General features: G+C 71.4%; 9 protein-coding genes. All 9 read right to left on the bottom strand.

The window, feature by feature from the left end:
• Positions 1–160 precede the first annotated feature (160 nt).
• The 9 genes from Sco07f_RS09210 to Sco07f_RS09170 all read right to left on the bottom strand — a co-directional run bounded on the left by Sco07f_RS09210 (position 161) and on the right by Sco07f_RS09170 (position 12,857).
• Positions 161–1,525: a class I SAM-dependent RNA methyltransferase gene (locus Sco07f_RS09210; RefSeq protein ID WP_108987505.1), complete on the bottom strand. Its 1,365-nt coding sequence runs from the start codon at positions 1,523–1,525 to the stop codon at positions 161–163.
• 60 nt (positions 1,526–1,585) lie between these two features.
• A complete protein-coding gene (locus tag Sco07f_RS09205) occupies positions 1,586–3,658 on the bottom strand; it encodes an APC family permease (protein ID WP_007445199.1) in 2,073 nt (690 codons plus the stop codon).
• A gap of 366 nt (positions 3,659–4,024) precedes the next feature.
• Positions 4,025–4,912, bottom strand: a complete 888-nt coding sequence (locus tag Sco07f_RS09200) for a lysophospholipid acyltransferase family protein (protein WP_108987504.1) — start codon at positions 4,910–4,912, stop codon at positions 4,025–4,027.
• Positions 4,913–5,021: 109 nt separating this feature from the next.
• Entirely contained in the window at positions 5,022–5,702 is a 681-nt protein-coding gene (locus tag Sco07f_RS09195) for a DUF1295 domain-containing protein (protein ID WP_007445195.1), read from the bottom strand.
• Between the two features lie 42 nt (positions 5,703–5,744).
• Positions 5,745–6,965, bottom strand: coding sequence for a Rieske 2Fe-2S domain-containing protein (locus Sco07f_RS09190; protein WP_108987503.1), 1,221 nt, complete (start codon positions 6,963–6,965; stop codon positions 5,745–5,747).
• 83 nt (positions 6,966–7,048) lie between these two features.
• Positions 7,049–9,886, bottom strand: coding sequence for an undecylprodigiosin ligase RedH (redH, locus tag Sco07f_RS09185; RefSeq protein WP_087789292.1), 2,838 nt, complete (start codon positions 9,884–9,886; stop codon positions 7,049–7,051).
• Between the two features lie 22 nt (positions 9,887–9,908).
• Positions 9,909–10,997, bottom strand: a complete 1,089-nt coding sequence (locus Sco07f_RS09180; protein ID WP_108987502.1) for an SAM-dependent methyltransferase — start codon at positions 10,995–10,997, stop codon at positions 9,909–9,911.
• Positions 10,985–11,827: a thioesterase II family protein gene (locus tag Sco07f_RS09175; protein WP_087789294.1), complete on the bottom strand. Its 843-nt coding sequence runs from the start codon at positions 11,825–11,827 to the stop codon at positions 10,985–10,987. The genes Sco07f_RS09180 and Sco07f_RS09175 overlap by 13 nt, the downstream gene beginning before the upstream one ends.
• On the bottom strand, positions 11,814–12,857 hold the full coding sequence (locus Sco07f_RS09170) for an NAD-dependent epimerase/dehydratase family protein (RefSeq protein WP_108987501.1): 1,044 nt from the start codon (positions 12,855–12,857) through the stop codon (positions 11,814–11,816). Before Sco07f_RS09170 ends, Sco07f_RS09175 begins: the two co-directional genes overlap by 14 nt.
• Positions 12,858–12,860: the final 3 nt, after the last annotated feature.

The raw sequence follows: 12,860 nt of genomic DNA, 5'->3' as shown, positions 1-12,860 counted from the left end.
ACGGCCCGGGAGCGGCTAGGGCGTCGCCGAAATCATCCGTACGACCCCCGCCACACCCTGTAACCGCAAGTCAGGCGAGTTTGAACAAGAGTGAGTGCGCCCGACCCGCTGTACGGAAGAAAGCAGGTCGAGCGACCCTCCTGGGCGGCACAACCGCAGGTCAGACGTCCTTCGCGGCCGGTTCGAGGATCGCCACGCACTCCACATGGTGCGTCATCGGAAACAGGTCGAACACCCGAAGCGTCCGCACCCGGTACCCCCCGTCCCGGAAGTACCCGAGGTCCCGGGCCAGTGCCGCCGGGTCGCAGGCGACGTAGGCGATCCTGCGGGCGCCCAGGGACGACAGGTGCTGGACCGTCTTGCGGCCGGCGCCCGCGCGGGGCGGGTCGAGGACGATGAGGTCGACCTCGTCGATGCCGGTGCGGGGCAGGACGGACTCGACCTTGCCCTGCTCGATGCGGACGCGGTCGAAGGCGGCGAGGTTGTGGCGGGCGTCCTCGACGGCGCGCTTGCCGGACTCGATGCCGAGGACCGCGCCCTGGTCGCCGACGCGGTCGGCCAGGGCGCCGGCGAAGAGGCCGACGCCGCAGTAGAGGTCGAGGGCCATGTCGCCCTTGCGGGGCAGCAGGCCCTGCATGACCGCTGTGACCAGGGTGTCGGCGGCCTTCGGGTGAACCTGCCAGAAGCCGCCGGAGCCGACCCGGTAGGTACGGCCGTCGGCGCGCTCGCGGACGAAGGGGCGGCCGTGGACGCGGTGGACGCCGCCGTCCTTCTCGCCGACCCGCATGACCGAGACCGGGCGGTCGAGTTCGACGAGGGGGAGGCGGGCGCCGGGGCGGGGGGTCAGGATGACCTGGCGGTCCTGGGAGCCCGTCGCCGCGATCGCCTCGACGGACGCCATGCCGGGCCAGTCACGCCCCTCGATGCCCAGCTCGCTGACGCCCTCCGCCGCGATCATGCAGTGGTCGATCGGCTCGACCTCGTGGGAGCGGTGCTTGCGAAGGCCGGCGCGGCCGTCCGCGTCCACGGCGTACTGCACGCGGGTGCGCCACGACGGGACCTGGCCGGCGGGCACCTTGTCGCCCTCGGCCGGCATCACCGTGCCGTCCCAGCCGGCCTCCTCGGGGGTGAGGCCCGCCAGGCGCTGGAGCTGCTCGGCGACGACCTCGCCCTTCAGGCGACGCTGGGCGCCGGGCTTGGCGTGCTGCCAGTCGCAGCCGCCGCAGCGGCCGGGGCCGGAGAAGGGGCAAGGTGCCTCGATGCGGTCCTTGGAGGGGTCCAGGATCTCCACCGCGTCCGCGCGCAGGAAGCGGGCGCCCTCCTCGCCCTCCGTCACCCGGGCGACGACCCGCTCACCGGGCAGCGTGTGCCGGACGAACAGGACCTGGCCCTCGGACGTGCGGGCGATGCAGTGTCCGCCGTGGGCGACGGGGCCGACCTCGACCTCGTACTCCTCCCCCACCAGCGAGACCGCCTCGGACACGGCTCGCTTCTCCGCCTGCGACTTGTTCGGTTCTGCCTGCATGGCGGGGTGACTCCAGAGAACGGGGGCGACGGGCGCGACAAAGGACAACAGCCGTCCAGTCTACGTGGACGAGGAGGAGTCCTTCGGACGGTCCTGGTGGGAGTGCTGGGCCGGGCCGCGCCGGACCGCGCCGGGGGCGTTCCAGTTCTGGCGCTTGCGGGCACGGCGCCGGGCCGCCTCGGAGGACTCCAGCTGGTACGGGACGGACGTGACCATGACGCCCGGCGTGAACAGCAGGCGGCCCTTGAGGCGCAGCGCGCTCTGGTTGTGCAGCAGGTGCTCGTACCAGTGCCCGACCACGTACTCGGGGATGATCACCGAGACCGCGTCGCGCGGTGACTCCTTGCGCAGGCTCTTGACGTACTCGATGACCGGCCGCGTGATCTCGCGGTACGGCGAGTCCAGGACCTTGAGGGGTACGGCGATGCCGCGGCGCTCCCACTCGTCGCGCAGCGCCTTGGTCTCGGCCGGGTCGACGTTGACGCTGAGCGCCTCCAGGCTGTCGGAGCGCATGAGCTTGGCGTAGGCGAGGGCGCGCAGCGTGGGTCGGTGGATCTTGGAGATGAGGACCACCGAGTGGACGCGGGAGGGGCGCACCATGTCGTCGCTCGGCGTCTCCTCGGGGTCCTCGGGGGCCGCGATCTCCTCGGCGACGCGGTCGTAGTGCTTGCGGATCGCCGTCATCGTCGCGAAGAAGATGCACATGCCGAGCAGCGCGACCCAGGCACCGTGGGTGAACTTCGTGGCCAGGACGACGACCAGGACGAGGCCGGTGAAGAAGGCGCCGAAGGCGTTGATCGCGCGGGAGCGGATCATGTGGCGGCGCTTGGCCTGGTCGCGTTCGCCGGCCAGGTTGCGGTTCCAGTGCCGGACCATGCCGATCTGGCTCAGCGTGAAGGAGACGAAGACGCCGACGATGTAGAGCTGGATCAGGCGGGTCGAGTCGGCGCCGTAGACGACGACCAGGAGCATCGCGGCGCCGGCGAGGAGCACGATGCCGTTGGAGAAGGCCAGGCGGTCACCGCGGGTGTGCAGCTGGCGGGGCAGGTAGCGGTCCTGGGCGAGGATCGAGCCGAGCAGCGGGAAGCCGTTGTAGGCGGTGTTGGCCGCGAGGAAGAGGACCAGGGCGGTGGCGGCGGCCAGGATGACGAACAGGAAGCTGCCCTCGCCGAAGACCGCCTCGGCGACCTGGGAGATCACGGGGTGCTGGACGTAGTCCGCGCCGACGGCGACGCCGTTGTGGAAGAGGTCGGTGGCCGGGTTCTCGGACATGCGCACGTCGGTGGCGGAGGCCAGCGCGATGATGCCGCAGAACATGGTGACGGCGAGCAGGCCCATCATCGCGAGGGTGTTGCCCGCGTTCTTCGACTTGGGCTTGCGGAAGGCCGGGACGCCGTTGGAGATCGCCTCGACGCCGGTGAGGGCGGCGCAGCCGGAGGAGAAGGCGCGCAGCAGGAGGAAGATCAGGGCGAAGCCGGCCAGGCCGCCGTGCTCCGGTTTGATCTCGAAGTCGGCGGTCGGGGCGCGCATGCTGTCGCCCAGGACCAGACCGCGGAACGCGCCCCACACGATCATGATGAAGACGCCCGCGACGAACACGTACGTCGGGATCGCGAACAGGGTGCCCGACTCCCTGACCCCGCGCAGGTTCATCAGCGTCAGCAGCAGGATGACGGCGACGGCGCACAGGACCTTGTGCTCGACGACGAACGGGATCGCCGAGCCGAGGTTCTCGATGCCGGAGGAGATGGAGACCGCGACCGTCAGGACGTAGTCCACCAGCAGGGCGCTGGCCACGGTCAGACCGGCCTTCGGGCCCAGGTTGGTGGTGGCCACCTCGTAGTCGCCGCCGCCGCTCGGGTAGGCGTGCACGTTCTGCCGGTAGGAGGCGACCACGGTGAACATGAGGACGACGACCGCGACCGCGATCCAAGGGCTGAAGTGGTACGCCGACGCACCCGCGATGGACAGGACGAGCAGCACCTCGCCGGGGGCGTACGCCACTGAGGACAGCGGGTCGGACGCGAAGACGGGCAGGGCGATGCGCTTCGGCAGGAGCGTTTCCCCCAGCCGGTCGCTGCGCAGTGCGCGCCCGATGAGGATCCGCTTGGGCACGTCGGTCAGTTTGGACACAACAGAGGATCGTAAGGGCTCGAACGCGCGACCACCCAACCGCCACCCCCGTGCCGGCCTTCGACCGACCTTCGACCGATCTCCGTCCGGCCTCCGTCCGCCCTCCGTCTGCTCTCCGGGTGAATTCGCGGGGCGGTGCGGCAGCGGATGGAGCGGGTGGCGGCGTTCGCATGGCTATATGACGAACACCGCCCGTCGCCCTGTGAGGGAGATCCCATGCATCTGTCCGCGGAGCTGATCGGCGGCGTGGTCGCGCTCGTCGGTCTCGGCATCCTGGCCTTCGCCAGCGTGCGCAGCATCGGCCGGCGGGGATCGTCGGCGGAGGGCTGACGCGAGCGGCCCAGGCGGGCGGCTCAGGCGGGCGGCTCAGGCGAACGGGGAGTCGCGGCCCTCCAGCATCTCGTTCAGCGTGTGCTGGATGGTGTCCTTCACCTCGCCCGCGAGCTTCTCCACCACCAGCGGATCCTCCGCGGCGTCCTCGGGGAAGGCGTCCGTGTGGATCGGGGCGCCGAAGCGGATGGTCCACTTGGTCGGCATCGGGATCAGGCCTAGCACGCCGAGCAGCGGGAACGTCGGGGTGATCGGGAAGTACGGCAGCTTCAGCATCCGGGCCAGGGTCGGGGCCGAGCCGATCATGGGGTAGATCTCCTCGGCGCCGACGATCGAGCACGGCACGATCGGGCGCCGCGAGCGCAGCGCGACCGCGGCGAAGCCGCCCCGGCCGAAGCGCTGGAGCCGGTAGCGCTCCTCGAAGGGCTTGCCGAGCCCCTTGTACCCCTCCGGCATCACGCCGACCAGTTCGCCGGAGCCGAGCAGCCGCATCGCGTTCTCGGGGCACGCCCGGACATGGCCCGCCTTGCGCGCGAGGTCGCGGACGACGGGGAGGTCGAAGGCCAGGTCGGCGGCGAGCAGCCGCAGCCTGCGGTGTGCGCCGTGGTGGTCGCGCAGGGCCACCTGGAGCATGAGGGCGTCCAGCGGCAGGGTGCCGGAGTGGTTGGCGACCAGGAGCGCTCCCCCGTCGGCGGGCACGTGCTCCATGCCCTCCAGGTCGACCCGGAAGTACTTCTCGTACAGCAGCCGCAGGACGGGGAGCAGGTAGTCGTCCGTCAGCTCCGGGTCGAAGCCGAAGTCGTCGACGGCGCCCTCGTCGGAGGTCAGCCGGGCGAACGCGTCCGCGCCGCCGGCCAGGACCTCGCGCAGCACCTCGGCGGTCAGGGACGCCTCGGCCTCTCCGAAGGGGATGTCTCCGGTCATGCGTGCCTCGTCTCGGATCTGTGGGTGGGGTCGGGTGTCGCACCCGGTACGGCGGCCCGCCTCGCCCGGGGCGGGCCGCCGTACCCGTGCGACGGGTGTGCGGGTGGTGTCAGTACACGTAGGGGACGAACTTCGCCGTCCGTGCCGCGTACGCGTCGAACGCCTCGCCGTAGCGCTCGGCGAGGTACTTGTCGAGCATGGGGATGTTCAGGAAGACGAACATGCAGACCATGATCAGGGGGATGGCGAACGCCCACACCGTGCCGGTCACCAGCGCGAACCCGGAGAAGAGCACGGCGTCACCGAAGTAGTTGATGTGCATGGAGTGCTTGAACAGGCCCTCGGTGTAGAGCTTGCCCTTGTTCTCCGGGCGCTTCTTCCAGAGCTTGCGCTGGTACTCCGACCCCGTGTTCAGGTAGGAGCCGAGGAGGTACAGCACGACGCCCAGCCAGGTGAAGACGCTCACGCCGGCGTCGTTGGTGCCGCCGAAGTACGCCATCGTGCCGTGGATCACCAGGACCCAGACGCCGATGGTGGACGCCTCCGACCAGTCCATCTTCCGTTGCAGCATCACGAAGTTCGTGGCGATGAAGCGCAGCAGGTAGAGCACCGACAACGCGGCCAGCAGGGCCCGGCGCAGGGTCGCCGCCTCGTCGAAGTCGGTGCCGAACCAGTCGGCCACGGTGTCCGCGCCGCCGAAGAGGAACCACACCGCGCCGGCCACGGCGACGGTGTTGAAGGTGGTCACCAGCGTCTTGGGGCCGGTCGACGCGTCGTATCCGCCGTACATCTCTCACTCTCGCTCTCTCTTGTCCGTCCCCCGTCTTCGGGTCTACGGGCGCGCGGCGGCGTCCTCCCTGGGCTTGGTGCCGCGCCGTCCGCCGCCGGTTCCCCGGCCCGCGGCCTTGGCCCGGGCCGTGGCCCCCTCGCGCCCGGCCTCGTCCGGTGCGGGCGCCGGTTCCCGGGCCGCTTCCCCGGCCGAGGGGGTCGTCGGCGCCGGTGCCGGCTCCCGTGCCGCGGTGGCGTCCGCGATCAGCTTGGCGCGCATCGAGACGTACTTGGCGTTCATCTCGTCGACGGGGATGAACTTGTTCACGCCGCCGGCGCTGATCTTGGGCTCCTGGTGTTCCATGATGCGGACGTCCTGGGGGTCCTGTACCCACTTCTCCATGTAGAGGGACGCCCACGGCAGCAGCCGGCGCAGCGGTTCGATCCGCAGGACCGGCTTGACCTGCTCGTACTCGTACCAGCGCAGGATGTGTTCCGTGTTCTCGTCGTCGATCGGGACCAGCCAGGAGGTGGTCTCGAACTGTTCGGTCTGCACGTGCACCATGCACGGGAAGGTGAACGTGATGACGTAGTGGGTGGTGTTGGCGGGGTCGTCCTCCTGGCAGTGGTCGAAGGAGTAGCGGATGGTCTGCCCCTCCGCCTCCGTCTCCACGTGGTGGTTGGTGATCCGGGTGGCGGCGAGGTAGCGCTCGCGGCCGTCGAGGCCGAGCTTGCTCGGCGTGCCGTACAGGAGCAGGTAGTCGATGTAGTTGAACCAGTGGTCCCGGTGCACGTAGGTCACGTGGTAGAACTCGAGCAGGCTCTCGATGTAACGGGTGTAGTGCACCGGGCGGGTCCAGCGCTTGGTGGCGTACAGCTTCTGGTTGTCCGTCACCTCGGGCGGCGCCTGGACCGGCGGCAGGTCCGCCGTGGGGCGCTCGTCGCCCCACCACATCCACACCAGTCCGAACTGTTCCCGGACCGGGTACGTGGCCACGCGCAGCGAGCCGGGGATGCGGGCCTGCGCGCCCATGGCGGGGATCACCCGGCAGGCGCCGTCGGCTCCGTAGCGGAAGCCGTGGTACGGGCACTCGATGGTGTTGCCCTTCATGCGGCCGTCGCCGAGGTTGGCGCCCTTGTGGGGGCAACGGGCGCCCTGGCAGACGAGGTTGCCGTCGATGTCGCGCCAGAGCACGAGGTCCTGGCCCATGCGGCGCACACCGAGCGGCTTGTCGTTGCGCACCTCTTGCGTCTCGACGATGGGGTACCACTGGTTGGGGATCATCGGGTCGTCTCCCGTCTGGGTGGGATTCCTTGAATCCGCCCCGTGCGGGGCGGCCGTGGTCTGCGTTGCGGCGCGGGCGGCGCTCAGTCGCCGCCGGCTCCGGCCGGGGCCCGGTCGGCCACGGGCGTGCTCCGCGGGTCGGTGTCGGCGCTCCCGCCCGCCTCGGCGTCCGCGCTCTGGCCCGTCTCGGCGTCCGCGTTCTCGACGACCTCGACCGTGCCCGCGTCGCCGTCGACGACGATCAGGTCGCCGGTGTGGATGCGCTGGGTGGCGTCCTTGGTGTTCACCACCGACGGCACGTGGAACTCGCGGGCCACGATGGAGCTGTGCGAGAGCATCGACCCGATGTCGGTGACGACGCCGCCCGCGATGGCGAACAGCGGCGTCCAGGAGGCGTCCGTGTACCGGGTCACGAGGATCTCCCCGGCCTCGAACTCGTCGGCCTGCCACACCAGGTCCTCGACGATGCGGGCGCGGCCCACGATGCGTCCGGGACTGGCGGCCAGGCCCTCGAGCCGGGCACCGTCGGCGGCGGGCCGGACCGAGGCGGTGATGTCGTGCACGCCGACGAAGGTCAACGGCGGTTCCGGCAGCCGCTTGTTGTGCTCGTGCAGCCGGCGGGCCGCGTCGACGCGGGCCCGGTCGAAGACGCGTACGGCGTCCTCGTCGCCGGCGAGGTAGCGGCGTACGTCCTCGAAGTCCAGGTGGGCGACCTCGTCCAGGGAGTGCAGGACGCCGTCGGCGACCAGGCGCCGGCCGACCTCGTAGACGACGTTCCGCACCAGCCAGATGGACGTGATCATGGACATCCGGGTGGTCTCCCGCAGCTCGCTGCACAGGGCGTACAGGGAGATGACGGTGTCCAGGATCTGGCGCTTGGGCATCGGCAGCCGGTCCAGCACCTCGCGGGAGTCGTCGGACCAGGCACTGCTGCGCCGCAGGATGTCGTCGATGGAGAAGCCGTCGGCGACGTAGCGCCGGATCATCTGGAAGATGTACGACGGGTCGTCGATCCACCGCGGGTGGGTGATCTCCATCTCCTGGTGGCCGCGGGTGCCGTTGGCGCGCAGGAAGGGCTCCATGTGCCGGTCCCAGAAGCGCTGTCCGGCGGGGTCCTCGCGCAGCAGCCGGGCGATGTCCTCCAGCGGCTCGTCCTTGATGATCCTCAGGACGGCCGGGTCGTTCTTGGCGGCCTGGGCGACCGCCCAGACCTCCTTCGCCGACTCGACGGTGCGCAGGCTGGACATGTCGGTCTTGACGCGGTTCTGGAGGCCGGTGCCGTCGCTGCCGAGCCAGCGGGCACACAGCTCGGTGAGCAGGCCGTAGAACGCGAACGCGTTGATGTAGTACGGCATGTAGCCGACGTGCATGTCGTGGAACCAGGCCAGATCGCGGTGGAGTTCGCCGTGCAGCTCGCGCCGGCTCATCCGGGTGAGGTCGAGGCCGCGGGCGCGGTCGAACTCGTAGAGGCGGGCGTCGACCATCTGCTGCGAGCGGGACTTCATCTGCGTCATCTCACGGGCCGTGTGCTGGAGCCAGTGGACGGCGGACCGCAGGTCCTCCATGCCGCCGGGGAAGGTGCCGAACGGGTTCTCGTAGGAGGCGAGGTCCACCTCCTCACTGACGAAGCGGCTGGTGAAGTGGCGCTGGTCGCGGGTGGGCAGGCACTGGGCCAGCAGGTAGGAGCTGTAGGAGATGTTGAGGTAGACGTGCCCCTGGTAGAAGCCCATGTGCAGGTCGGCCTCGCCGGTGTCGCGCACGCCGAGGGCGCCGGCGCAGTCCGTGTGGACGTTGCGCTGGTAGTAGCGGGCGAAGCTGAGGCCGAGCGGGGACATCAGGCCGACGAAGATCTCGCCGATGTCCATGCGCGACCACAGGGTGCCGTTCAGGACGGGCTCCGGCTGCGGGGCGACGTACGGGCTGAGCGCGCCGGACGGGGCGGCGGGAGCGACGGGGCGGGTGGTGATGGGCCGGGTCTGGAACAGGTGGAAGACGCCGTCGCGCACGCCCCACTCGATGTCCTGCTCGCTGCCGTAGAGGTCGCGGATGCGGACGGCGAGGGCGCCGAGTTCGCGCAGCTGGTCGTGGGTGAGGCAGGGGACGCTGCGGGACGCGGCGTCGACCTTCGTCATGCCGATGCGGCCGGGCTCCAGCGGCGCGCACTTGGTGACCTTGTAGCGCACCCGTTCCTCGACGACCTCCAGTTTCTCGTCGTCGACGACGAAGAAGTCGCTGGAGACCTGGCCGGAGACCAGTCCTTCGCCCAGGCCCTGGCAGGCCTCCACGACGAGGCGGTGCGGGCGGGGGTTGACCGGGTCGACGGTGAACATCACGCCGCTGACGTCGGTGTGGATCATCTCCTGGACGACCACGGCGAGGGAGTCGGGGGCGTCGGTGTCCCGGTAGACGGTGGCGCGGTCGGACCACAGGGAGGCCCAGCAGCGCAGGACCGCGTCGAGGACGTCCTCGTCGCCGCAGACGTCGAGGACCGTGTCGTGCTGGCCGGCGAAGGACTGAGCGGCGGAGTCCTCGCGCAGTCCGGAGGAGCGCACCGCCACACGGGGGCGGCCCATGCCGCCGTAGGCGTCGAGGACGGCGTCCGCGATCGGGGCGGGCATCCGGGTGCCCAGGATGCGCTCGCGCATCGTGCGGGGGTCGGCGCCCGGTGCCTCGGCGGCGATCCCGGTCTCCCGGAGGTAGGCGTCGAAGAGGGCGGTGGTCAGGCAGAACGCGGGCGGGACGGGCAGTCCGGCGGCGGAGAGCTCTGCGAGGCGGGTGCCCTTGCCGCCCAGTTCCCCCCGGTGGCCTCCGGCCGGGGCGCCCGTGCCCAGGGTGACGACACAGGCGGCGTGGCCGGCCGGGTCCGTGACCGGGGTGCCGGTTTCCGTGGCGGTCGTCGAGTCGCTGACGTGCGTGTCCATGGCGGGTGTGTCTCCTCGGCGGTCAGGCGTGCGCGACGCGCTTGCTGGTGCCCGTGAAGGCGTGGAACTGCTCGCCCGGGACGATCCGGGTGGCCTCGACGTCGTCGAACCCGGCCTGGCGGAGCTGGTCCGCCAGCGCGTCGGCCTGCGGCAGCGGGCCGCCGAAGTCGGCGTAGGTGAACCAGAGGTTGAGCGCCTCGAGGCCGACGTTGCCGCCCTTGCAGGAGGTGGTGAGCAGCAGCCTGCCGCCGGGTGCCAGCAGGTCGTGGGCCCGGCGCAGGGCGTCGACGCGTTCGGCCTCGGGGAAGTAGTAGATGTTGTTGTGCAGGGTGACGAGGTCGAACTGGGGCTGCGCGTCGAGGGTGCGCAGGTCGGCCTGCCGGGTCTCGACCCGGTCGGTCAGTCCCCACTCGGCCATGTTCGCCGCGGCGCTGTCCGCCACGTCCTGCTGGAGGTCGACGGCGAGCGCCGACAGGCGGGGGTTGAGCTCGGCGGCGTAGCGGACGTAGGCGCCGCTGCCGCAGCCGACCTCCAGGAGCCGGACGGGCGCGTCCCGGTCCAGGGTGCGGGCGATGGCCTCCTCGACCAGCGGCTGGATCACCCGGGTGGAGCGGGCGATGACCAGGCCGTCCTGGTCGTCGAGGGAGAAGCGGCGGCCCTCGCGCAGCATGCGGGGCCCGTTGAGCAGGGCGGGCACGTGGAAGCGCAGGACCTCCTCCAGGGCCGCGGCGATCGCGTCGTTGCCGGGCTGGGCGAGCGCCTTGGCGGGCAGGCTGCGCAGCTTGTAGCAGCCCTCGCGCTTGGTGAGGTCGCCGAGGCGGATGCCCATGTCCAGCCACTCCTTGAGGCGCGGCAGGTCCTCGTCGGCGACGCCGAGCCGTTCCGCCAGCGACTCCAGGTCGCAGGGGCGTACGGCGAGGGCGGCGAGCACGCCCGAACTCGCCGCCGAGGCCAGGAAGGCGGCCCGGTACACCGGCTCCACGAAGCCCTTGGACAGGGCGAGGAGCAGGGGCATGTGCGGGTTGCCGAGAACCTTGGTCACGGTGCGCAGGTCGGTCAGCGGCGCCTCGACGCGGCTGCCGACGCTCTTGGCCAGGCTCAGAATGTCCATGTTGCTTCCCTTGTTGCCTTCCTGTGCGGGGTGGTGCCGAGGGCGTCGAGTTCGGTGCCCAGGTGGGCGAGCAGGCGGTCGCGGGACGGGCCGCCGTTCAGGAAGAAGTGGTTGCCCGGCAGGTGGCGCCGCAGGAACGAGCCGGTGGTGTAGGGCCGCCAGGCCTCGACCATCTCCGGGGTGGCGATGGGGTCGGCGGTGGCGGAGAACGCGGTCGTCGGGCAGTCCAGCGGCGGCCGGGGGTGCCAGCCGTAGCGCTCGCAGGCGCGCAGGTCGGCGCGGAGCACCGGGAGCCTGCGGTCGAAGTAGGCGGCGCCGAGGGTGTCCGCGTCGCCGAGTCCGCCCAGGTCCCGGATCACCTCGCGCAGCGCGGCGTCGGACAGGGTGTGGTCGGCGCGGTCGCCGTACAGGTGCGGGGCGCGGCTGCCGGAGACGAACAGGTGCCGGGGCGTGGGCCGTGCGCGCCGGCGCAGCACGCAGGCCACCTCGTAGGCGAGCAGGGCGCCCATGCTGTGCCCGAACAGGGCGTAGTCGTGGGCCAGTCGGTGCTCGTCCAGGGCGTCCGCGACCGCTTCGGCGAGGGGTTCCATGGTGTCGTACGGGTTCTCGCGCAGGCGCAGTCCGCGGCCGGGCAGTTGTACGGGCACGACGGCGACCTCGTCGCCCAGGTGCTCCTGCCAGCCGCGGAACGCGGAGACGGTGCCCCCGGCGTAGGGGAAGCAGACCAGGCGCAGCGGGGCGGTGGCCGGGTCGGGGGGCTCGGCGGCCGGTGCCGCCACCGGGCGGGGGAACCAGGCGGACCGCTGGGAGAGCAGGTCAGCGGGCGACATGGGCGCGTCCCTCGGGCGAGTCGAGCCAGGCGACGGTGCGCCGCATGCCCTCCTGGAAGTCGACCTCGCCCTTGAAGCCCAGCTCCTCCTGGGCGCGCCCGATCGGGTAGGACTGGTCGCGGTCGAAGAGGTGGACGGCGTGCCGGGTCAGGACGGGCCGGGAGTTGATGCGCAGGGCGCCCCACAGCTTCTCGGAGACGGTGGCGACGGCGGTCGCGACGGGGGTGGGCAGGCTCAGCCAGGGGGCCTTCACGCCCAGGCCCTCGGCGAGTGCCTCGACGTAGGCGCGCCAGGTGGTGTCGTGCGGGTCGCGCAGGTTGTAGGCGCGGCCGGCGGTGTGCTCGCCGGTCGCGGCGGCGATGATGCCGTCCACGGCGTTGGAGACGTAGAGCAGTCCGGCGGGCACCCGGCCGCCGCGGATGTACACCATCTGCTTGCCCAGCAGCAGGTTCGCGATCTCGATCACGAAGTCCTTGCTGCCGGGGCCGTAGACGGAGACGGGGCGGACCACGGTGACCGGCAGGCCGGTGCGCTCCGCGGCGGCCCGCACGGCGCGCTCGCCGAGCATCTTGCTGCGGTTGTAGGGCAGGCCGATGTCGCGCGGGGCGGTGGTCTCGTCGCAGGGCCGCTCGGGGTAGCCGTAGACGTCGGTGGTGCTGAGGTGGACCAGGCGCTCGACCGTCCCGGCCTCGTGTGCCGCGTCCACGAGGTTCTTGGCGCCGTCCACGTTGACCGCGCGGAACCGGTCCCAGGGGCCCCAGTCGGCCGACAGCCCGGCGCAGTTGTAGACGTGGCGGACCCCGCTGGTGGCGCGGCGCAGGCTGTCGGTGTCACCGAGGTCGCCGATGGTGACCTGGGCGGCGGCGCCGGCGAAGGCGGCGCGGTCGCTGGTGGAGCGCGCCAGGACGCGGACGCGGTGCCCGCGCTCGGCCAGGCGGTGCACCAGGTGACCGCCGATGAAGCCGCTGGCACCGGTGACCAGGATGTCGGGGGCGGCGGCGGACGGGCTGTCTTGGCTGAGTGAGGACATGGA

This window comes from Streptomyces coelicoflavus (assembly GCF_003112555.1).
GTDB lineage: Bacteria > Actinomycetota > Actinomycetes > Streptomycetales > Streptomycetaceae > Streptomyces > Streptomyces coelicoflavus.
This window is presented reverse-complemented; position numbering and strand designations above follow the sequence as displayed.

What these genes read in the sequence shown, in the direction of transcription:
- Sco07f_RS09175 (WP_087789294.1), bottom strand. Translation starts at nt 11,827, where the DNA reads ATGTCGCCCGCTGACCTGCTCTCCCAGCGGTCCGCCTGGTTCCCCCGC.
- Sco07f_RS09180 (WP_108987502.1), bottom strand. Translation starts at nt 10,997, where the DNA reads ATGGACATTCTGAGCCTGGCCAAGAGCGTCGGCAGCCGCGTCGAGGCG.
- Sco07f_RS09210 (WP_108987505.1), bottom strand. Translation starts at nt 1,525, where the DNA reads ATGCAGGCAGAACCGAACAAGTCGCAGGCGGAGAAGCGAGCCGTGTCC.
- Sco07f_RS09200 (WP_108987504.1), bottom strand. Translation starts at nt 4,912, where the DNA reads ATGACCGGAGACATCCCCTTCGGAGAGGCCGAGGCGTCCCTGACCGCC.
- Sco07f_RS09190 (WP_108987503.1), bottom strand. Translation starts at nt 6,965, where the DNA reads ATGATCCCCAACCAGTGGTACCCCATCGTCGAGACGCAAGAGGTGCGC.
- redH (WP_087789292.1), bottom strand. Translation starts at nt 9,886, where the DNA reads ATGGACACGCACGTCAGCGACTCGACGACCGCCACGGAAACCGGCACC.
- Sco07f_RS09170 (WP_108987501.1), bottom strand. Translation starts at nt 12,857, where the DNA reads ATGTCCTCACTCAGCCAAGACAGCCCGTCCGCCGCCGCCCCCGACATC.
- Sco07f_RS09195 (WP_007445195.1), bottom strand. Translation starts at nt 5,702, where the DNA reads ATGTACGGCGGATACGACGCGTCGACCGGCCCCAAGACGCTGGTGACC.